This window comes from Arthrobacter sp. SDTb3-6, from assembly GCF_013376095.1.
In the GTDB taxonomy this organism is placed as follows: Bacteria; Actinomycetota; Actinomycetes; order Actinomycetales; family Micrococcaceae; genus Specibacter.
In genome coordinates this window covers 65,758-86,844 of sequence record NZ_JAAMFN010000001.1, presented here as the reverse complement: position 1 = coordinate 86,844, position 21,087 = coordinate 65,758, and the positions used below count along the sequence as shown (strand labels likewise).

Genomic DNA, 21,087 nt, shown 5'->3' with positions numbered 1-21,087 from the left:
TGCCCCGGTGCGTTGTGCCACTGGCGCCGCTGCCCTGGCCCACGGTGCGATCAACCGGTCCCGGGGGTGACCGGTGGTTCATCGCTCAAAGATGCGCTTATCTACGCACTTTGGAGGAAGTCATGTCGCAGATCTTAATGCTGACCAACAACCAGGGCAGTTCCGTGGACGTCCTGCCTGCCTTGGAACTGCTCAGCCACTCGATCCACATCCTGCCCGCCGTCCCCACTGCCCTGCTGGACGCCAGGCCGACCGACCTGATCATGGTCGACGCACGCAAGGACCTGGCCGGCTCCCGGTCCCTGACCCAGTTGCTGCGTGCGACAGGCATCAGCGTGCCCCTGCTGCTGGTCCTGACGGAAGGCGGCATGGCCGCCGTCACGGCGTCGTGGGCGGCGGATGACGTCATTCTCGATTCAGCCGGTCCCGCGGAGGTGGAGGCGCGCATCCGGCTGGCCCTGACGCGGGTCTCCGACGCCGAGGACTCGGTGCACCAGGAAATCCAGGCCGCCGGCGTGGTGATTGACGAGGACAGCTACACGGCACGGGTCCATGGCAAGGCGCTGAACCTGACCTACAAGGAATTTGAGCTGCTGAAGTACCTGGCGCAGCATCCGGGCCGCGTCTTCACCCGTGCGCAGCTGTTGAATGAAGTCTGGGGCTATGACTATTACGGGGGCACCCGCACCGTCGATGTCCACGTCAGGCGCCTGCGTGCCAAGCTCGGCTCGGACCACGAGAGCCTGATCAGCACGGTCCGCAACGTCGGCTACCGCCTCACCATTGCCAACATGCCCGACGACGAACTGGCCGGGGCGTAACACAACACGCCACTCCGGGGCCGCGGCCGGCGGCGCCCCGGACGGCTGGCGCCAACATGAAAAAGGCCCGCTCCGTCATGGAGCGGGCCTTCGCCGTGGTGGAGGACATACGGGTCGAACGTATCGAGGACACCCCACTGGTGCATCCCCCTCGCAGTTGCTGCCCTCAAACTCTAGGGCAGCACCGGCGCCCATGGCAAACCGCCACACCCGTCCGGGCACCGGCTGGAGCGGATGCATGCCGGGTGCCCGCCGGATGGCCGTCGCCTGTCCACGGTGTGGCACCGGCATCCCGCAGGCGTCCGCAGCGCACGGGACATAAACCCAGCCGCCCCCACCCCATATCGTCTAGGCTGTGGTCATGAGCCCCGCAAAGACTGGCAGCTGGCCCGTGACAGTGGTCCCGGGCACCCCCGAACCCGACGTCCTGCACGACATCCTCGACCTGGTCGGCGATGCCGAGGACGAGGACGGCAATCCGCCGTTTTCCGAGCAGACCCTGGTGGAATTGAAGGCCCGGCAGGCCGGCCCGCATTCCGTCCTGGTCCTGCTGACCTATGCCCCAGAGGAGAATTCACCAACGGAAGGCGAAGACCTGGCGGGCGTGGCCGTCGTCGTGCTTGACGGCGGTGAGGGCGTCCTGGAGATTGCCGTGCACCCCAACTACCGCAACGAGGGCGTCGGCTCGATGCTGCTGGACAAGCTGGTGGAGGTCCGCGGGCTTCAGGGCATCCGGGCGTGGTCGCATGGGGACCACGAGGCGGCGGCGGACCTGGCCGCCAGCTACGGCTACCGTGCCATCCGTGAACTGTGGCGCATGCGCCTGGTGCGCCGGGCACCGGAGCCCGCCGCGGAGCCGCACCGCCCCCAGCTGCCCGACGGCGTGACCTTGCGGACCTTTGTGCCCCACCAGGACGAGGCCGCCTGGCTGTCGGCCAACGCCGCAGCCTTCGCCCACCACCCCGAACAGGGCGCGCTGACCCTTGAGGACCTCCAGGCCCGCATGGCCGAGCCGTGGTTTGATCCGGCCGGCTTCTTCCTGGCCGTGGACGGCTCCGGGGCGATCCTGGGCTTCCACTGGACCAAGGTCCATCCGGGGCGCGCGGGGCAGTCCCCCATGGGCGAGGTCTATGTCGTGGGTGTGACGCCGGCCGCCCAGGGCATGGGCCTGGGCAGGGTGCTGACCAGCCAGGGGATCGACTACCTGCAGGCGCAGGGGCTGCGGGCCATCATGCTGTACGTGGACGCCGACAACGAGGCAGCCGTGGCGCTGTACCGGAAGCTGGGCTTCACCAAGTGGGATTCCGACGTCATGTACGGCCCCGTCTCCCCCTCCTGACCGGCACATGGAACCTTGCTGCGCGCACTGCCCAGGCCCGCCGGGGGCTTGTAGTGTTGGAACAAAGCAGCACCAACTTTGAGGATTTATCGATGAAGCGCGAATACAAGGGACCGGTGCAGACCTCGGCGTCGCTGAACGGGGAACGTTTCGGTTCCGGCGAGATGCCCGCCGTGCGCGCCACGCAGGACCGGATCGACATCCCCGAGTTTGAGCCGAACCTTCTGCCGGCGGGCGACATCAGCCCCGACCGCTTCCTGGACCGGGAGCTGAGCTGGCTGGCGTTCAACGCCCGCGTCCTGGAACTGGCCGAGGATCCGGAGCTTTACCTGCTCGAACGGGTGAATTTCCTGTCCATCTTCGCCTCCAACCTCGATGAATTCTTCATGGTTCGGGTGGCCGGGCTGAAGCGGCGCATCGCCGCCGGCCTGGCCGTGCCGTCCCCCGCCGGGCTGAGCCCCATCGAGGTCCTGGAACACATCAGCGAGGAAGCGCACAAGCTGCAGGCGCGCCACGCCCATGTCTTTGCCAGCCAAATCCGCCCCGCCCTCGCCTACGAACACCTGCACCTGGTGCACTGGAACGAACTGGACGAGGCCGCCAAGGACCGGCTGAGCAAGATGTTCGCCGAAAAGATCTTCCCCATCCTCACCCCGCTGGCCGTGGACCCGGCCCACCCGTTCCCGTACATCTCCGGGCTCTCGCTGAACCTGGCCGTGGTGGTGCGCAACCCCGTCAGCGACAAGGAACTCTTTGCCCGCCTGAAGGTCCCGGACCTGCTCGAACGGCTGGTCTCCGTGGACGGCCCCCGCGCCGGGACCGTGCCCGGGCGCGTGGCCCGCTTCATTTCGCTCGAAGAAGTCATCGCCGAGCACCTCGACCAGCTCTTCCCCGGCATGGAGGTCATTGAGCACCACACCTTCCGGGTCACCCGCAACGAGGACCTTGAGGTGGAGGAGGACGACGCCGAGAACCTCCTCCAGGCGCTGGAGAAGGAACTGCTCCGCCGCCGGTTCGGCACGCCCGTCCGCCTGGAAGTGGCCACGGACATCGACCCGAACGTCCTGGCGCTGCTGGTGCGCGAACTCGACGTCGACGAGGCCGAGGTCTACAAGCTCCCGGCCCCGCTGGACCTGCGCGGGCTCTCCGTCATTGGGCACATTGACCGCAGCGACCTGCGCTACCCCAAGCACGTGGCCCACACCTCGCGGGACCTGAATGAATCAGAGACGGCGAAGGCCGCCAACGTGTTCGCTGCCATGCGCCGGCGCGACATCCTGCTCCACCACCCCTACGACTCCTTCTCCACCTCGGTGCAGGCGTTCCTGGAGCAGGCGGCCTCGGACCCCAAGGTCCGGGCCATCAAGCAGACCCTGTACCGCACCTCCGGAGACTCCCCCATCGTGGACGCCCTGGTCGACGCGGCGGAGGCCGGCAAGCAGGTGCTGGCCCTCGTGGAGATCAAGGCCCGCTTTGACGAGCAGGCCAACATCTCCTGGGCCAGGAAGCTGGAACAGGCGGGCGTGCACGTGGTGTACGGCATCGTGGGCCTGAAAACCCACTGCAAGCTGTCCCTGGTGGTGCGCCAGGAGCAGGACGGGCTGCGCCGCTACTGCCACATCGGCACCGGCAACTACCACCCGCGCACGGCCCGGTACTACGAGGACCTGGGCCTGCTGACGGCCGACAACCAGGTGGGCGAGGACCTGTCCAAGCTGTTCAACCAGCTCTCCGGCTACGCCCCCAAGTCCGAGTTTGAACGCCTGCTCGTGGCGCCGCGTTCGGTGCGTTCGGGCCTGATTGCCCGCATCGATGCCGAAATTGCCCACAAGAAGGCGGGCCTGCCGGCGCAGGTGCGCTTCAAGGTCAATTCCATGGTGGACGAGGCCATCATCGATTCGCTGTACCGCGCCTCCCAGGCCGGGGTGGACGTGGGCGTGGTGGTGCGCGGCATCTGCTCGCTGCGCCCGGGCGTTCCGGGGCTTAGCGAGAACATCACGGTCCGCTCCATTTTGGGCCGCTTCCTGGAGCATTCACGCGTGTTTACCTTTGCCAACGGCGGGAAGCCGGTGGTCTACATCGGTTCGGCGGACATGATGCACCGCAACCTGGACCGCCGCGTGGAGGCCCTGGTGCAGCTGTCCAACCCCGACCACATCGTGGAGGTCAACTCCCTCCTGGACCGCTACCTCGACGACCGCACATCCAGCTGGCACCTGGGCGAGGACGGCGAATGGACGCGCCACCACCTCGACGCCCAAGGCGATCCGCTCAGCGACGTCCAGTCCTGGCTGCTCGCCAGCCGTTCCCGACAGCGCTCCACCCTCCACCGTTGATGCGCAGCAGCGAGCATTTGGAGGACGTGGCAACCGACGGCACGGAAATTTCCGTGTACGCCGCCGGGGCGCTGTGCTGGCGGGTGAAGAAAAGGAAGCTGGAGCTCCTGCTCATCCACCGGCAGCGCTACGACGACTGGTCCTGGCCCAAGGGCAAGCTGGACAAGGGCGAAACGCTCGCGGAATGCGCGGTGCGCGAAGTCTATGAGGAAGTGGGGCTGCCCATCACCCTCGGCATCCCCCTGCCGTTCATCCGCTACGCCGTCAAGCCCGGCATCAAGGAAGTGCACTACTGGGCCTCCGAAGTGGACGACATGCCGCCCCTGCCCGACGGCAAGGAGGTGGACACGGCCGTCTGGTGCTCCCCCACCAAGGCGAGGGGCCTGCTGTCCAACCCGTCCGACGTCGAACCCCTGGACGCGCTGCTCGCCGCCCATGAGGCGGGTAGCCTGCAGACCTGGCCCCTGGTGGTGATCCGGCACGCCAAGGCCAAGCCCCGCTCGGCGTGGACCCGGGCCGAAGGCGAGCGGCCGCTGGCGGCCACCGGCAAGCGGCAGGCGCTCTACCTCCAGCGGCTGCTGATGGCCTGGCACCCGGGAAAGGTCATCACCAGCGGCTGGATGCGCTGCATTGCCACCATCTCCCCCTACGCCCAGGCCACAAAGGCCAAGGTCAAGGTGGTGCCGGCACTGACGGAAGCGGACCATAAGCGGAATCCGGACAAGGCCGCCGCAGCCGTTGAAAAGCTGCTCGCCAAGTCCAAGGCCGCGGCGCTCTGCACCCACCGGCCCGTGCTGCCGACTGTCCTGAAGACGCTGGCCACGCACATGGACGCACCGCTGGCGGCCACCCTCCCGCTGGGCGACCCGCACCTGGCCCCGGGCGAGGTCCTGGTGGCGCACGTGTCCGTCAGCGAGCCTGGACGCATCGTGGCCCTGGAGCAGCACCGGCCCTACGAGGACTGACGGCCGGGCACGTAGACTGGTGGGCGTGACTATCCTGACCCCGTATGAGGACATGCTCCGGGACGTGCTGGCCAACGGCACCCATAAATCGGACCGCACCGGCACCGGGACCCGCAGCGTTTTTGGCCGGCAGCTGCGCTTCGACCTTTCCGAGGGCTTCCCCCTCATCACCACCAAGCGGGTGCACTTCAAGTCCGTGGCCCTGGAGCTGCTGTGGTTCCTGCGCGGCGATTCGAACGTGCGCTGGCTGCAGGAGAACGGCGTGAAGATCTGGAACGAATGGGCGGACGACGACGGCGAGCTGGGCCCCGTTTATGGCGTCCAGTGGCGCTCGTGGCCCACGCCGGACGGCGAACACATCGACCAGATTGCCGCCGTGATGGAGTCGCTGCGCAGCAACCCCGATTCCCGCCGGCACATGGTCTCCGCCTGGAACGTGGGCGAGCTGAAAAACATGGCGCTGCCGCCGTGCCACGCGTTCTTCCAGTTTTACGTCGCCCCCACGGAAGACGGCCGCGGGAAACTCAGCTGCCAGCTGTACCAGCGCTCGGCCGACTCCTTCCTGGGTGTCCCGTTCAACATTGCCTCCTACGCCCTGCTGACCATGATGGTGGCGCAGCAGCTGGACATGGAGCCGGGCGAGTTCATCTGGACCGGCGGCGACGTGCATATTTACGACGACCACATCCAGCAGGTGGCCGAACAGCTTTCGCGTGAGCCGTACCCGTATCCGCGGCTGCGGTTTACGCGTACGCCGGATTCGATCCTCGACTACAAGTTCGAGGACTTTGAGCTGGTCGACTACCGCCACCACCCGACGATTAAGGCACCGATCGCCGTATGAACCCTAAGCCAGCTTCCCCCGAACAGCCCGGGTACTACCGCTTCACCGAACCGATCATCGGCATGATCTGGGCGCAGACCAACCAGGGCGTCATTGGCGCCGACGGCGGCATGCCCTGGCACCTGCCCGAGGACCTGGCCCACTTCAAGCGCGTCACCTCCGGCCACCCGGTGGTCATGGGCCGCAAGACCTGGGACTCGTTCCCGGCGAAGTACCGGCCGCTGCCGGGGCGCACCAACATCGTGGTGACCCGGCAGGAAGGGTGGGGCTCAACGCCGGGGGCGGGCGGCGCCGTCGTGCTTGACTCCGTGGAACACGCACTCGTGGAGGCCCAGCTCTCCCCCGGTGGCAACGAGGTGTGGGTCATTGGCGGCGCGCAGGTCTTTGGGGAACTGCTCGAGGACTGCAACGTGGCCGTCATCACCGTTATTAACACGGACGTGCCAGGTGACACGCAGGCGCCCGTGCTCGGTGCGGAGTGGTCGTTCCGCGGGGCCACACCGGGCGAAGGCTGGAACACCGCAAAGAACGGCACCGAATACCGCTTCACGCTGTGGGCCAGGGGCGCAACGGAGTTTCAGGCGCCGGAGTAGGCCTGCCAAAAGCGGCCCGGCAGCGTTCACGCAGTGAAACGGACTTCGGCCGATTTGCCTCCCCGCCCTAAACTGGACTCATGACTTCTCACAGCGTTCCCCCCGCCGGCGTTCCTTCAGTTGGCCTGGTTGGCTGGCGCGGCATGGTCGGTTCCGTCCTGATGCAGCGCATGCAGGACGAAGGCGACTTCGCAGGCATCAACCCCGTCTTCTTCTCCACCTCCAACGCCGGCGGCAGCGCCCCCGCGTTCGCGCCGGGGGCCGGCAGGCTCGAAGATGCCTTTGACATTGACACGCTGGCAAAGCTGCCAATCATTGTCACGGCCCAGGGCGGGGACTACACCAAGCGTGTGCACACCGAACTGCGCGGCCGCGGGTGGGACGGGCTGTGGCTGGATGCGGCCTCCACGCTGCGCATGAACGACGACTCGATCATCGTCCTGGACCCGATCAACCGCGACGTCATCGACAAGGGCCTGGCCAACGGCACCCGCGACTTCATCGGCGGCAACTGCACCGTCTCCTGCATGCTCATGGGCCTGGGCGGCCTGTTCAAGAACAACCTGGTGGAGTGGGGCACGGCCATGACGTACCAGGCTGCCTCCGGCGGCGGCGCCCGCCACATGCGCGAGCTCCTCACCCAGTTCGGCACGCTCAACTCCGAGGTGTCCAGCGAACTGGACGACCCGGCGTCGGCCATCCTGGACATTGACCGCAAGGTCCTCGCCCACCAGCGCGAGGGCATCGACTCCAGCCAGTTCGGCGTGCCGCTGGCCGGCTCGCTGATCCCCTGGATCGATTCCGACCTCGGCAACGGGCAGTCCCGCGAGGAGTGGAAGGCCGGGGTGGAGACCAACAAGATCCTGGGCACCGGCGCCGACAACCGCGTCATCATGGACGGGCTGTGCGTGCGCATCGGCGCCATGCGCTCCCACTCCCAGGCACTCACGCTCAAGCTGCGCGAGGACCTCCCCGTGGCCGAGATCGAGTCACTGCTGGCCAACGACAACGAGTGGGCGAAGGTGGTGCCGAACACGAAGGAGGCATCCATGGCGGACCTCACCCCGGTGGCCGCCTCCGGCACGCTGGACGTGCCCGTGGGCCGCATCCGCAAGATGGAGATGGGCCCGGAGTACATCAGTGCGTTCACGGTGGGCGACCAGCTCCTCTGGGGCGCCGCGGAGCCGCTGCGCCGCATGCTGAACATCGCCACCGGCACGCTCTAGCCCCGGCGGCCGGGCCCGTCGAGACCCCTTGCTAGGTGCCGATGAATTTGGCGTACGCCTTCGCCGACTTTTCCAGCGACTTGTGCTGGTTGGGGCCAAGGTCCGTAAAGCATTCCGGGACCACGATGCCGGCCGGCGGCCGTTGCTGCCCGGCAGCGCCGCGGGCTTTCCGCCAGGTTCCGGCCACCTGGCCGCCGGCCACCACGGTCGCCTTGAACATTCCGTTGTTGCCGGGCACTGTAAGCGGTGCGTGTCGCGGCGCCAGGGCCGCGCTCCTGTCCGTGTAGCCGAGCAGGTATTCATCAAAGCCCGGCAGCAGGAGCACCGAGCGCGCCCCGGGCGGCCCGCCGGGCGTGCTGCCGCCCAGCAGGTCCGCGGTTTCGGGGGCAAGCCAGTACGTGTCGCCGCCACATTCCACCGCTTCGAGCTGTTCCTTCGCGTATTCCAGGCCGGCCTTGATGTCCGCGAGGGTCAGCTTGGACCACCACTGGAAGTCCCGGACGGTGGACGGGCCGTGGCCGCGGAAGTAGCGCAGGGCCAGTTCGGCGAGGGCCTCCCGGCGGTCCAGGGTGCGGGGATTCCTGATCCACTGCGCGGAGTTGACATAAAACTGGCTGTTGCCATTGCCGGCGCTCCCGTTGACGGGGCCCTGGACCAGCGTTCCGTCCAGGGACAGCAGGAACAAAAGGTGATAGCCGCGCTGGGCCCTGGTCCCCTGGCCCGCCTGTTCAAAGGCGGCGAACAGTTCCTCGCGCGTGGCCCTGCCGCCCGACTGTTCCAGCAGCGCAAGGGCGAGGCCGCGCACCTGCTCCACGTCCGGCGTCGTAATGTCCAGCTGGCGGTGCCGGGCGGCCTGGCCCGCCATCATGCGCTCCGCGGTCAGTGACAGGATCCAGCCAAGGTCCTGCGCCACGGTGACGTGGAGCGTGCCGCGCAGGGGGCAGGAGCGCACCAGCTCGCCGCGGTTGAAGGCGGCCTCGACATCCGAGCGGGTGGTGCCGGGCGCACGCAGGCCGATGGACCACAGGGCGCCGGGAAAGTCCTGTCCCTGCAGGGCCGTCAGCCGGCGCACCGCGTCCACCGGCCCGGGGGCGGGGGCGGAGGACGCGGGCAGGATCCATTGTGCTGCGAGGCGGAGCCGGGCCAGCTTGGCTGGTGTGAGGCTGGGGGTCATGGACCCAATCTAGTGCCCACGTCCCGGCAGCGTCGACGCTTTAGCGGGCGGATCGGAGCTGGGCGGTGATGGGGCACTCGAAGGGGTCGCGCTGGCCCAGGCCCACGCGGTTCAGGTAGCGCATAACGATCATGTACGACCGGCCCAGTGTGGTTTCCGTGTACGTGATGTTCCGCTCGGCGCAATAGGCCCGGACCATGGGCTGGACGGCCTTGAGGTTCTTGGAGGACATGGTGGGGAAGAGGTGGTGCTCGATCTGGTAGTTCAGCCCGCCCATGCCGGCGTCCACCCACCACCCTCCGGAGATGTTGCGGCTCATCAGGGTCTGGCGGCGCATGAAGTCGATCTTGACGTCCTTGGGAACCAGCGGCATGCCCTTGTGGTTGGGGGCGAAGGAGCCGCCCATGTAGAGGCCCAGCGCCATGACCTGCACGGCGATGAAAGCCAGCCCGAGGCCCCAGCCAAGGAACCAGACGGTAAACGCCGGGAGGATCACGAGGCGGACCACCAGCATGGCGATCTCGGCCTTGCGTTCGGGCACAATCTGCTTGCGGTCCACCACGCGGCGGACGGCGGAGATGTGCAGGTCCAGCATGGCCAGCGTCAGCAGGGGGAAGAAGAACGCGCCCTGGCGGCGGGCGAACCACTTGGCAAAGCCGGTGCGCTTGGCGGCGTTTTCCGGGTCAAACACGAGGGCGCCGGGGTCGATGTCGCCGTCAACGCCGATCTTGTTCGGGTTCAGGTGGTGCTTGCCGTGCTTGTTCATCCACCAGCCGTAGGACAGCCCCACGAACAGGTTGCCGGAGATACGGGCCAGCCACGCGTTTTTCTTGGCGGAGGCAAACACCTGGCGGTGTGCGGCGTCGTGCGAGAGGAAGGCGGTGTGCGTGCACAGGAACGCGAACAGCACGGCGGTGGCCAGCTGCCACCAGCTCTGCCCCAGCGTCAGGAACAACGCCAGGACGGCAAGGTAGCCGATCCCCTGGCGGACGAAGCGGCCCACGTACCATTTGATGTCGCGCTCCATGAGCCCGGCGTCGCGGACCTGCTCGCACAGCTGGATGAAGTCGGTGACGTGGCGGTCCCGTGCGGGGCGCTTGCGCACAGGCCGGACGGCGGGTGCCCCGTCCAGCAGGTCCGTGCTGTCAAGTGTTGCGGATGACATGGTGCTCCTCCAGTTGCCTCACGGATGCCCAATCATCACGTAAAAGTAAAAAGTCTCGATCTGACTTCTACGTTATGTAAAAAGGACACCCGGCCACATCACACCCGGGAGCGGTCTTGACCCCCTACCGCGGTAGGGGTGCGCCGCCGGAAGTGAGGGAGCGTCAGGAAAAACACCCCCGATTGCGCGGGAGCGACGGCGAAAACACCCCCGATTGCGCGGGAGCGTCTGAGGGGTCAGAGCCGGCAGCCCACCAGCACCGGCTCCGGGTGCAGGGTGATGCCGAACTGGCGCACGACGCCGTCCCGCACCTTGCGTGCGACCCCCAGCACGTCGCCGGCCGTGGCCCCGCCACGGTTCGTGATGGCGAGGGTGTGTTTGGTGGACAGGGAAGCGCGGGCCGGGGTCCCGGCGTCGTCCTTCCCCCCGTCCAGGGCCAGGCCGTAGCCCTTGGAGAAGCCCGCGTGCTCAATGAGCCAGGCGGCGCTGAGCTTGGTCAACCCGTCCGCCGCGGGATAGCGCGGGGCGTCGGCGGGCAGCGCGTCCGCCACCGGGGCGGCAACGATCGGGTTGGTGAAAAACGAACCCGTGGAGAAGGTGTCGCGGTCGCCAGGGTCCAGCACCATGCCCTTGGCTGCGCGCAGTTCCAGGACGGCGCGGCGCAGCTCCAGCGAATTCGCACGCCTGCCCACCTCCACACCCAGGCGGCGGGCCAGCTCGGCGTACTTCACCGGGGCGCTCATGCGGCCCAACAGCAGCTGGAATTCCACCGTCAGGACCACGTAGCGCGGTGAGCCGTCGGCCGTGGTTTGCTTGATGATGGAGTCGCGGTAGCCAAACTTCAGTTCCGAATTCGTGAAGGTGCGGACGGCGTTCCTTTCCCGGTCCCAGGTCCGCACGGCGGCAATGGTCTGGGAAACATCGGCACCGTAGGCGCCCACGTTTTGCACGGGGGTGGCTCCGGCGAGGCCGGGAATGCCGGAGAGCGCCTCGAGCCCGCTCCAGGCGTGGAGCACGGACTGGTGGACAAAGTCATCCCAGTCGTGGCCGGCCTGGACCACCACGGACGCCCCGCCGCAGGAGTCTTCGGCGGTGGCCGTAAAGCCCTGGCTGGCGATCTTCAGGACCGTGCCGTCAAAGCCGTCGTCGGAGACCACCAGGTTGGAGCCGCCGCCCACAATCAACAGGTGCTCGCCGGCGTCGTCCGCGGAACGGACGGCGGCGATGATTTCGGCCTCCGTCGCCGCCTCGGCATAGTTGCGTGCGGGGCCTCCCACGCCAAGGGTGGTCAGGGAACTCAGCAGCACGTTTTCACTCACGCTTCAACAGTAGTGCCTTCGCGGGCGATGGCCGCCGCGGGTTTGCGGACCACCGGCGTCAGCACAAAGGCGACCACCAGCATGGCCAGGACGGCCAGCAGGGAATGCAGCACGCCCACGTGCTCGGCCAACAGGCCCAACAGCGGCGGGCCGCCCAGGAATGCACCGTAGCCGATCGTGGAGACCACGGAGACGCGGGCCGCTGCGTGGTCCGGGTCATCCGATGCCGCGGACATGCCCACCGGGAACCCGAGGGCGGAGCCCAGGCCCCAAAAGACGAGGGCGGCCAGGGCGACCTCCGGGCCCGGGGCAAACACAAAGACGGCCAGTCCGGCGACGGCCAGGGCCGCGCTGGCCCGCAGCGTGGCGACGCGGCCGTAGCGGTCCAGGACCCAGGTGCCGGCGAAGCGGCCCACGGTCATGGCGGAGACAAAGATGCCGTAGCCGAGCGCGCCGGTGGCGTTGGAGGATCCGTAGCCGTCAGCCATCGCCAGCGCCACCCAGTCCCCTGCGGCGCCTTCGGCCAGGGCCAGGCCCAGCACCAGCACACCGATGAGCAGGGTGCGGGGGTCCCGCCAGGCGGCGGCAATCTTGGCCTTGCCGTCGAGCTTGGCCCGGGCCAGCCTGCTGCTTTCCGCGGCCAGGGCGGCGGCGGCTTCGGCCGCAGGGTCGGGCGGGCCCGCCCGCCTGGCAGGGGAACCCGGCGTCGTGCCCGGCTTGACGAGGGGAATGGGGCCGGTGCCCGGCACGGAGTCGAGCTCGCCCAGCCGGACGGCGCCCTGGCCACGCCCCGCCTCCGCCGCACGCCGGTCCGCCTGGTAGTGGCGGGTGGCAAACCAGATGGCGGTCCAGACGATGGCGGCCATGACGGCGACGTGGATGGCCACGGGCAGGTGCACGGAAGCGGCCAGGGCGCCCAGCCCGGCGCCCACGACCGTGCCGATGCTGAAGGAGCCGTGCAGGCGCGGCATGATGTGCCGGCCCAGCGCCCGCTCCACCGCCGCGCCCTCGATGTTGGAGGCGGTGTTGAAGCTGGCGGTGCCCAGGCCCACCACGACCAGCCCGCCGCCCACCACCAGCGGGTTGACAAAGACGCTGGCACCCACTCCCATGACCACCAGGCCCGCGGCCTGGATGGTGGTGCAGGTCCGGGTGGTCAACCGGGAACCGAGCCGGAGAACCACCAGCCCGGAAACGGCCACCGACACGAACGACCCCAGCGACATGCACAGCAGGATCAGGCCCACCTTGGCCGGCGTCAGGTGCAGATCGTCGCGGATTGCCGGGATGCGTGAGACCCAGGTGGAGAAGACCAGCCCGGAACCGGCGTAGGCGGTGACCACGCCGTTGCGCCAGGCCTTGACGCTGCGTGAGTCGCTGCCGGAGCTGTTGGCAGGGGAGCTGCTGCTCACGCCACCCGGACCGTGGCCTGGGCCTTGATGAGCACCTTTTGGCCGTCCAGGGTGACGGCCAGGTCGATCCGGGCCGTGCGGGCCACGGCGTCAAGGGCGCCGATGGTGCCGGACACCTCGACGACGGCTCCCGGGGCCCCGTCCAGGTCGGCCACCGGCACCGGCTTGGTGAAGCGTGTGCCGTAACTGACGACGGCGGCGGGGTCGCCCGCCCAGTCGGTCACCAGCTGCACGGCCGCCCCCATGGTGAACATGCCGTGGGCGATGACGCCGGGCAGCTCCACCTCCCGGGCAAAGCGTTCGTTCCAGTGGATGGGGTTGAAGTCCCCGGAGGCACCGGCATACTTCACCAGGTCCGCCCGGGAGATTTCAAGGGTACGGGTACCGATTTCCTGGCCCGTTGCGAGTTCTGCAAAGTTCATTACTGCCCTTCCCCGCGCACCAGGATGGCGGACACTGTCGTGGCAACGGCGTCCCCGGCCACGGTGGATATTTCGGCGCGTGTGGTGATCATGGCGCCACCGCCCATGGCCCGGACCGTGTCGACGTGGAGTTCGGCCACGAGGTCGTCGCCGGCCACGATGGGGCGATGGTGGGTGAATTTCTGCTCCGCATGGACCACGCGGGAAAAGTCGATGCCGGACTCGGGATCGTTGATCAGCTGGGCGTCGGCGCGCTGCGCGACGATGATGGCGTAGGTGGGCGGCGCCACGAGGTCGCCATGGCCCAGCGCCCGGGCTGCGGCAACGTCAAAGTGGGCTGGGTGGACGGCCTTGACGGCACGCGCAAATTCACGGATGGACTCGCGGCCCACGCTGTAAACATCGCCGGCCGGATAGCTGCGGCCCTGCAATTTGGGGTTGATGGTCATGCTCCAAGCCTACCGGCCGAGTGGCCCGCACATGGGTCCACTGAGGTGCGGCCCGCCGCGGGCGTGCGAAAGGTGGGAGGCGCCGGGAATGTCAGGTCCGGGCACCGGAACCCATGCGCCCGACCACCGCCAGCAGCGACTGGACATCGACGCTCCCCTCGGGTCCGGCGTCGGCCCCGGCATGGGCCGGGAGGCCGAAGAGTGCCGCGTTGTAGTACAGCCCGTCGCCAATGAGCAGGACGGCCCGGGCCACCGCGGCGTCCTGGATGTCGCCGAGGATGAGCTGGTACCAGCGTTCGTGCATTTCGGTAAAGGCGGCCCGGACGGTGGATTCTTCGCCCTGGGCCAGGCGCATCGCGGCGACCACCGTGCGGTCAAAGGTGGTGCCGCCGAAGACGCTGGTGCGCACGTAGTAGTTGGCGCAGCCGTCCGGGTCGTGGGCCATGCGGGCAAAGTCGACTTCGGCCAGTTCGCGCATCTTTTCCACCAGGCCGGCGGTCAGGGCTTCCTTGCTTTTGAAGTGGTAAAGGAGCCCGCCCTTGGACACTCCTGCTGCCGCTGCGACCGCATCCAACGTGGCCGCGCGGGGTCCGTCGTTGATCAGCAGGTCCTCGTACGCCTGCAGGACCCTCGCTCGCGCGGACGGTTGTGTAGTCATGGAACAAGACTACAAGAAGTGATGAACTACACCGTCCAGCCGGTTTACTGTACCGACTAGACGGTTTAGAATGGAATGCATGGCTTTCATCCTTGACACTCCGGTCCCGGGCGCCACTGCGGCCCGCGCAGGGACGCGCGCGTGGATCGCGCTGGCCGTGCTCATGCTTCCCGTGCTGCTTATCTCGGTTGACAACACGGTGCTGAGCTTTGCCGTCCCTTCCATCTCGCTGGCCCTGGTCCCCTCGGCCAACGAGCTGCTGTGGATCATTGACGTCTACCCTCTGGTGCTCGCCGCGTTGCTGGTCCCCATGGGCAGCCTGGCCGACCGCTTTGGCCGCCGCCGTCTGCTCCTACTGGGAAGCACCGGTTTTACCGTGGTGTCGGTACTGGCGGCCTTTGCGCCGTCGGCCGCGGCCCTGATTGGCTGCCGGGCGCTCCTGGGCGTATTTGGCTCAATGCTGATGCCGTCGACGCTTTCGCTGATCCGCAACTTGTTCGTTCACCAGGACCAGCGCCGGACGGCCATCGCCATCTGGGCTGCCTGCTTTTCGGGCGGTGCCGCACTGGGTCCCATTGTGGGAGGGTTCCTGTTGGAACATTTCTGGTGGGGAGCGGTTTTCCTGCTCTCGATCCCGGTCATGGTGCTGCTGCTGATCCTGGCGCCGGTCTTTGTTCCGGCGTCAAAGGACCCCGCCCCGGGAAAAATTGACCCCTTGAGCATTTTGCTGTCCTTTGGCGCCATGGTCCCGACCACCTTTGGCATCAAGGAGATCGCGCAGGGCCGGCCCTGGTTTGTCAATGGTGCCCTGATTGTTGTGGGCGTGGCGCTGGGCCTGGTCTTTGTGCGGCGCCAGCTGGCGCGCACCAACCCCATGCTGGACGTGCGGCTGTTCCGGAATCCGGTCTTCAGCGGCGGCGTGCTGGCCAACCTGCTGAGCATCTTCTCCCTTGTTGGATTCCTGTATTTTGTCACCCAGCACCTGCAGCTCGTGGTGGGACTCTCCCCCACGGCGGCCGCGTTTGTGCTGGTGCCCGGACTGGTCATTTCGATTATGACGGGCTTGCTGGCCGCGTCCCTGGCGAAGTTCTTCCGCCCTTCCAGGCTGGCGGCTGCAGGGCTGCTGCTCAACGCGGTGGGATTTGGGATTGTGTGGCTGAACACGGGCGGCTCCGTCGCCGGTGTTGTTGCTGCCTTTGCCGTGCTCGGTGCCGGCGTGGGGATAGCCGAGACCATCTCCAACGATCTCATCCTCAGCGCCGCACCGCCCGCCAAGGCAGGGGCCGCGTCAGCCATTTCCGAGACCGCCTACGAAGTTGGGTCCGTCCTCGGCACGGCCCTGCTGGGCAGCATCCTGGCGGCCGCCTACCGGTTGAACGTGGTCCTGCCCGCTTCGCTCACTGCGGCTGACAGGCACGCCGCCGGGCAGACATTGGGCGGGGCGATCGATGTTGCGGGGACGCTGCCTGCCGGCCAGGGCACTGCACTGCTGGCATCGGCCCGGCAGGCCTTTGATTCCGGTTCGGGGCTGGTGTCCCTGGTAGGTGTCGGCTTGATGCTCGCGGCGGCACTCATGTGCCTGCGCACACTTCGTGCCGCAGATTCGAGGGGAGGGCCTGGAACCAGTGGACGTGCAGGGCGCTGACGGGGACCGGCCACACTTAGGTCAACGCACTGGGGACTGGGTAGTGGCCGCGGGGAGACAGGGAGGCCGCCCACGGCATCTTGCCGTTCGGGCTGGCCACCCGCGCTACGTCACCGCCCGTTGCTGCGCTTCTCCGCTTCCTTGAGCGCCTTGCGGACGGAGCGGCCACGGATTCCAAGAGACGTCATGTGGGCAAGGAGCCCCACGCCAATGAACGGCAAACCCACGAACGTCAGTTGCGGTGTGGAAGTCACCGCACCGACCACAATGATGATGATGCCGATCGTGGTCAGGGCCATGCCGCCGAAAACAGCGTATTTGTACGCAGGAGGAGCGGTTTCCCAAAAGTCATTAAGCACACCCCAAGTCTAATGGAGCAAAATCCGGGCTCCGTCTCGGGAACGGCCATGCCGGATTCGGTCCGCTGCCAACCTGGAGCATGACGCATCTTTGAGACTGGTTTGGGCCGTTTTTGTGTGGTGGGGTCTCCACAGGGAATGTGTGTTCTAGGGTTGTCAACATTCGCGGGTTTCCCGTGAATGTTTGTCGGTGGCTGGTTGTAGCGTGGTGTGCATGGAGAGAACGGCAAGGGTGCCGGGCCCGGGAGGCACCGGCACGGCGGCAGGGACGGCGGCAGGGACGTCGGTGGCCGGCGGGCCTATCCGCCGCCTGCTCAGCCTGGCCGCCGCCCTTACCGCGGCCGCGGCCCGTGCCACCAGGGACGCGGAAACGGGTTCAAAGCCGTCGACCCCTGCAGTGCCCAGGAAGTCCCGTACCGTGCCAGCCGCGGCGGCATTGGCGGCCTCGAGTTCCGCCCCGGGCCTGGGCTGCAAAAGGGCGGCAAATTTTGCGGTCCCCCGGACGAATTGTGTCAGTCCCAGCCCGGCGGACACGGCGTCCTCCAGTACCCGCACCACTGAGCCGTCGCGGGCATGCGCGACGTACCGGGCGACGATGGCCCCCTGCTCGGCCAGCCGGCTCCATTTGCTTCGCTGGGACGCGGTGCCGACCTTGACGGTGCCGTCGGCAAAAGTGGCGACATACAGCCAATGCGGCTGGGCCAGATAAGCTTTCAGGCCGGCCGGCCCAATGCCGCTGCGGTGAAAGTCATGCATGAAGCGAAAGTCGTCCCGGGCGAAGCAGGCACCACACTGGAACCCTCGCTCGGCCGCCTGGTGCGCTGGGCAGCCGTGATGCACAGCGTCCTCGGGGCCATTCACCACTGAATACCCGAGGCAGTACCGGGACGGCACGTCGGCCCCGGCCCCGGCGCGGAACCGCAGCCAAAGCCCGGGTCCCAGCGCGAGGCGGGAATCGCCGTCGTCCGTGGACAGCGAAAGGGCGGGTCCGTCCGGGGACCACGTGACCCCGCGGACCAGGGCGGGTCCTTGGACCGAGGGCCCCGGCTCGACCACCGGGATTAGACCGCCGGCTGGACGCCGTACGCCACGGCAAGCTTCATGATCTTCTCCGCGCGACCCAGGCGGGGCAGGTCCGAACCGTCACGGATCACGCCGCCGCGGGCCTCAAAGTCGTTCATGAAGTCAGTGGCCCAGGCAACGTCGGTCGGCGTGGGGCTGATGACCTCGTTGATGATGGTGGTCTGGTCCGCTTCCAGGCACAGCTTCCCGGTCATGCCCATGGAGACCGTAATGGCGGACTGTTCACGCAGGATCGGGTGGTTGGTGCCCACCGTCGGTCCGTCAATGGGTCCGGGCAGGTTGCCGACGCGGCTGGCCACGACGAGTTTGGCGCGCGGGTAGGCCATGGCCTCACGGTCGGCGGCCATGCCGGTGTCGCGACGGAAGTCGCCGGAGCCGAATGCCAGGCGGAAGGCGCCTTCGGCACGGGCGATGTTGTTCGCTTCCTCGATGCCCAGCGCTGATTCCACAAGCGCCAGCACCCGGGTCTTGCCGTCGAGGCGGTGGTACGTTTCCTTGACCTGTTCGGCATTTTCAGTCTTGGCCAGCATCACGCCGAGCAGGTTCGGAATGTTGCGCAGGCCCGCCACATCGTCGGCCCAAAAGTCAGAGTGGACGTCGTTGATGCGGACCCAGGCCTTGCCGCCGTTGCGCAGCCACGCAATGACGTCTGCACGGGCCCCGTCCTTCTTCTTCGGATCCACGGCATCTTCAATGTCCAGCACGATGGCGTCTGCGCGCGACCGTGCAGCGTCATCAAAGATTTCCGGGCGGGTCGCGGGCACCAGCAGCCAGGAACGGGCAATTTCCGCCGGAATGTTGCGGTTGCGCGGCGGCTTGGACACGGCATCGGTGTGAACGGTACTAGACATACATCTACCGTATACGTACTCGGCGCCGGAATCCCTGTCCCCTCCTACAAGACGCGCCGCCAATGGCTGGTGGAATGCGCCAGTGGGGCCTGCGGCCTACATGGCTCCGCAACGTTCCTTTCAAGGCCTTCGCCGCGAACCGTTTCCGGGTAGGCCGCCGCTCACTCGGGCATGATCATGGTGCGCAAATCAAGCTGCCTGAGCACCCTGTCTGCCGCTTCCGGATCGGTCTCGGGCTCATTGCGGGCCGTAATGATTTCCTGCCGTGCAGCGTCGAGTGCGATGGTCTGCACGGCGATGGCCAGCTGGCGTCCGCGACGGCGCCGCTCATCGATGCTTTCGTCCTTCAGGCTGCCGTCCAGCAGTTCGGCCTGCAGGCGCGACATCCTGGACTTGACCAGCTCAACTTTCTCCGGCGGGAGGTTTTTGATGCGGTCGTTGCTTCGCAGAGCGGCCACAGCCGCCTCCTGGGCGCGCAGGGCCAGGAGCCTGGCAGCCTCACGTTCCTCGACGCCGTCGTCCGTGGCATTGAGCACGCGCATGAGCCATGGCAGCGTGAGGCCGGGCAGCACCAGCGTGGCCAGCAGCACGGCACAGGCGATCACGATGATCTCGTGCCGGCCCGGAAACGGGAGCCCGGAGGGCAGCACCGAGGGCAGCGCCAGCGCCAGCGCCAAGGTGGCCAGCCCCCGCATGCCGCACCAGGTGAGGACCACCACATCCTTGAAACTGGCGGGCGGAAGTCCTCCAACGGTCTTCCTCGAAAGGAGCGCCAGCAGCCCGAACCACAGAAAGCGGACAGCAATGACCAGCACGCTGACGCCGACCGCTGCGGGGACCATGCCCCAAATGGCCGCGCCCTCGGCCTTGATGACACCGCGGACTTCCAGCCCGACCAAGCCAAAGGCCAGCCCCGTGACGAGCAGTTCCACCACGTCCCAGAAGGCGGCGCGCGTGACACGTTCGGTCGCATCCTCAGCGCGGGCATGCCGCTTGATCTCCAGCGCCGTCACCACCACCGCAATCACACCGGAGGCATGCACTTCCTCGGCCAGGATGTAGGCCGCAAACGGCACCACCAGGGTCACCGCGCTGCGCGCCACCGAGGAGGTAATGAACCTGGTGATCAGGCCGGTCACCCACCCCATGAACACGCCGATGACAATTGCGGCGATGGCACCCAGGACAAACATGGCCGTCACACCGACCCCGAAGGGCTTCCCGTCCATGGCACTGGCCACCGCTGCCTGGAAGATGACGATTGCGGCGGCGTCGTTGAACAGGCCCTCACTCTGCAGCACGGTGACGAGGCGGCGGGGCATGTGCACCCTGCCGGACACCGATTCCACGGCCACCGGGTCCGGCGGGGCAGCCATGGCGCCCAGGGCAACGGCTGCGGGGAGGCCAATCCCGGGGACCATCAGCCAGGCGGCGCCGGCCGCCACCGCGGTGGAGGCCACCACGAGGGCTACGGCCAGCAGGATAATGGTGCGCCACCGGACCCGGAACACCGACCAGGAGCTTTTTTGCGCCGTGGCGAAGAGGAGTGGCGGGAGGAAGATGGGCAGGATCAGTTCGGGATCGATCCCCAGGTCCGGAAATCCCGGGATGAACGTCATCGCACCGGCCATGATGAGCATGAGCACCGGATACGGCAACCTGAGCCTGTCCCCCAGGCCGACGGCGACGACGGTGGCGAAAAGGAGTCCGATGATGATGACGAGCTGTTCCACCGTTCCTGCCCTACGGGTTCAGTGCCTGGGCGACCCGCACGTTCCCGTCGGTGAATTCGATGGTGCGGCCCACCGTGTCCGGGCGTTCCAGGACGGCCGCGGCGACGAGGGCGACATTGGCACGGGAGGTGTTGCGGTGTGCGGCATCCGTGTCGGTGGCAATGGTTCCCGTGGGCGCGTCCAGGGTCAGGGCCCCGGGCCCCAGGATGGTCCACGCCAGGCCGGAGCTGCGCAGGTGAAGATCTGCGGCCGCCTTGGCTTCGGCATAGGCGAAAAAGCTGTCCCCGGGCCCAACGCCGTGGTCCGTCCGCGCACCCAGGTAGGACACCATGATGTAGCGGCCCACCCCGGCCTGCTCAGCAGCGTCCATGGAACGGATGGCGGCATCCCGGTCGACGGCATAGGTGCGGTCCGGATTTCCGCCGCCGGCACCCGCTGACCAAATGACGGCGTCCTGGCCGGCCAGCAGCCCTGCGAGCTCCTCCACGGAGGAGGAGACGACGTCGTGCACCACCGGTGTTGCGCCTGCCGCGGCAACGTCGTCGATCTGTGCGGCGTTGCGGATCATCCCGGAGACTTCCCAGCCGGCCGCTTTCAGCAGTGGCGCCAGCAGCAGCGCAATCTTCCCATGCCCGCCAATGATCATGACCTTGCCCATGTGTTGCCCCTTCGTCACGGCCCCGCACCGGACCC

20 protein-coding genes are annotated in these 21,087 nt (G+C 67.5%); 8 read left to right on the top strand and 12 right to left on the bottom strand.

What is annotated here, in order from left to right; translation table 11 throughout:
• Positions 1–122: 122 nt before the first annotated feature.
• The 7 genes from G6035_RS00420 (at position 123) to asd (ending at position 8,124) form a co-directional block, all read left to right on the top strand.
• On the top strand, positions 123–821 hold the full coding sequence (locus G6035_RS00420) for a response regulator transcription factor (protein ID WP_176615106.1): 699 nt from the start codon (positions 123–125) through the stop codon (positions 819–821).
• A gap of 361 nt (positions 822–1,182) precedes the next feature.
• Positions 1,183–2,160 carry a mycothiol synthase gene (gene mshD / locus G6035_RS00415; protein WP_176615105.1) on the top strand — a complete coding sequence of 326 codons (978 nt, stop codon included), beginning with the start codon at positions 1,183–1,185 and terminating at the stop codon, positions 2,158–2,160.
• A 164-nt stretch (positions 2,161–2,324) separates the two neighbouring features.
• The gene (locus G6035_RS00410) at positions 2,325–4,496 is read left to right on the top strand and encodes an RNA degradosome polyphosphate kinase (RefSeq protein ID WP_371130756.1); all 2,172 of its coding nucleotides are present in this window, start codon (positions 2,325–2,327) and stop codon (positions 4,494–4,496) included.
• On the top strand, positions 4,496–5,461 hold the full coding sequence (locus G6035_RS00405; RefSeq protein ID WP_176615197.1) for an NUDIX hydrolase: 966 nt from the start codon (positions 4,496–4,498) through the stop codon (positions 5,459–5,461). Before G6035_RS00410 ends, G6035_RS00405 begins: the two co-directional genes overlap by 1 nt.
• A gap of 25 nt (positions 5,462–5,486) precedes the next feature.
• Entirely contained in the window at positions 5,487–6,305 is an 819-nt protein-coding gene (locus G6035_RS00400) for a thymidylate synthase (protein ID WP_309145230.1), read from the top strand.
• A complete protein-coding gene (locus G6035_RS00395) occupies positions 6,302–6,898 on the top strand; it encodes a dihydrofolate reductase (protein ID WP_218062839.1) in 597 nt (198 codons plus the stop codon). The genes G6035_RS00400 and G6035_RS00395 overlap by 4 nt, the downstream gene beginning before the upstream one ends.
• A gap of 80 nt (positions 6,899–6,978) precedes the next feature.
• The gene (asd, locus tag G6035_RS00390) at positions 6,979–8,124 is read left to right on the top strand and encodes an aspartate-semialdehyde dehydrogenase (RefSeq protein WP_176615104.1); all 1,146 of its coding nucleotides are present in this window, start codon (positions 6,979–6,981) and stop codon (positions 8,122–8,124) included.
• Between the two features lie 31 nt (positions 8,125–8,155).
• Here the strand turns inward: asd and G6035_RS00385 are convergent, their stop codons facing one another.
• From G6035_RS00385 to G6035_RS00355, 7 genes are all read right to left on the bottom strand, one after another.
• Positions 8,156–9,298 (bottom strand): winged helix DNA-binding domain-containing protein, encoded by a 1,143-nt coding sequence (locus tag G6035_RS00385; protein ID WP_176615103.1) that lies wholly within the window; start codon positions 9,296–9,298, stop codon positions 8,156–8,158.
• Between the two features lie 40 nt (positions 9,299–9,338).
• Positions 9,339–10,463, bottom strand: a complete 1,125-nt coding sequence (locus G6035_RS00380; RefSeq protein ID WP_176615102.1) for an acyl-CoA desaturase — start codon at positions 10,461–10,463, stop codon at positions 9,339–9,341.
• A 236-nt stretch (positions 10,464–10,699) separates the two neighbouring features.
• Positions 10,700–11,782 (bottom strand): UDP-N-acetylmuramate dehydrogenase, encoded by a 1,083-nt coding sequence (locus G6035_RS00375; RefSeq protein WP_371130744.1) that lies wholly within the window; start codon positions 11,780–11,782, stop codon positions 10,700–10,702.
• Positions 11,779–13,194: an MFS transporter gene (locus G6035_RS00370; protein WP_176615101.1), complete on the bottom strand. Its 1,416-nt coding sequence runs from the start codon at positions 13,192–13,194 to the stop codon at positions 11,779–11,781. Before G6035_RS00370 ends, G6035_RS00375 begins: the two co-directional genes overlap by 4 nt.
• On the bottom strand, positions 13,191–13,616 hold the full coding sequence (locus tag G6035_RS00365) for a MaoC family dehydratase (RefSeq protein WP_176615100.1): 426 nt from the start codon (positions 13,614–13,616) through the stop codon (positions 13,191–13,193). Before G6035_RS00365 ends, G6035_RS00370 begins: the two co-directional genes overlap by 4 nt.
• A complete protein-coding gene (locus tag G6035_RS00360; RefSeq protein ID WP_176615099.1) occupies positions 13,616–14,065 on the bottom strand; it encodes a MaoC family dehydratase N-terminal domain-containing protein in 450 nt (149 codons plus the stop codon). Before G6035_RS00360 ends, G6035_RS00365 begins: the two co-directional genes overlap by 1 nt.
• Positions 14,066–14,156: 91 nt before the next feature.
• Positions 14,157–14,723, bottom strand: coding sequence for a TetR/AcrR family transcriptional regulator (locus G6035_RS00355; RefSeq protein WP_176615098.1), 567 nt, complete (start codon positions 14,721–14,723; stop codon positions 14,157–14,159).
• Positions 14,724–14,793: 70 nt separating this feature from the next.
• On the opposite strand from G6035_RS00355, the gene G6035_RS00350 reads away from it, so the two are divergent.
• A complete protein-coding gene (locus G6035_RS00350) occupies positions 14,794–16,368 on the top strand; it encodes an MFS transporter (protein ID WP_371130743.1) in 1,575 nt (524 codons plus the stop codon).
• 110 nt (positions 16,369–16,478) lie between these two features.
• On the opposite strand, the gene G6035_RS00345 is transcribed toward G6035_RS00350, so the two are convergent.
• From G6035_RS00345 to G6035_RS00325, 5 genes are all read right to left on the bottom strand, one after another.
• Positions 16,479–16,727: a DUF3188 domain-containing protein gene (locus G6035_RS00345; RefSeq protein ID WP_176615096.1), complete on the bottom strand. Its 249-nt coding sequence runs from the start codon at positions 16,725–16,727 to the stop codon at positions 16,479–16,481.
• A 156-nt stretch (positions 16,728–16,883) separates the two neighbouring features.
• Positions 16,884–17,483, bottom strand: coding sequence for a hypothetical protein (locus G6035_RS19710; RefSeq protein ID WP_256127635.1), 600 nt, complete (start codon positions 17,481–17,483; stop codon positions 16,884–16,886).
• A gap of 305 nt (positions 17,484–17,788) precedes the next feature.
• Entirely contained in the window at positions 17,789–18,661 is an 873-nt protein-coding gene (locus G6035_RS00335) for a CoA ester lyase (RefSeq protein WP_176615095.1), read from the bottom strand.
• A 161-nt stretch (positions 18,662–18,822) separates the two neighbouring features.
• Complete coding sequence (locus G6035_RS00330; protein WP_176615094.1) at positions 18,823–20,394, bottom strand: Na+/H+ antiporter; 1,572 nt, start codon at positions 20,392–20,394, stop codon at positions 18,823–18,825.
• A gap of 10 nt (positions 20,395–20,404) precedes the next feature.
• Positions 20,405–21,052: an NAD(P)H-binding protein gene (locus G6035_RS00325; RefSeq protein WP_176615093.1), complete on the bottom strand. Its 648-nt coding sequence runs from the start codon at positions 21,050–21,052 to the stop codon at positions 20,405–20,407.
• Between the last annotated feature and the right edge of the window lie 35 nt (positions 21,053–21,087).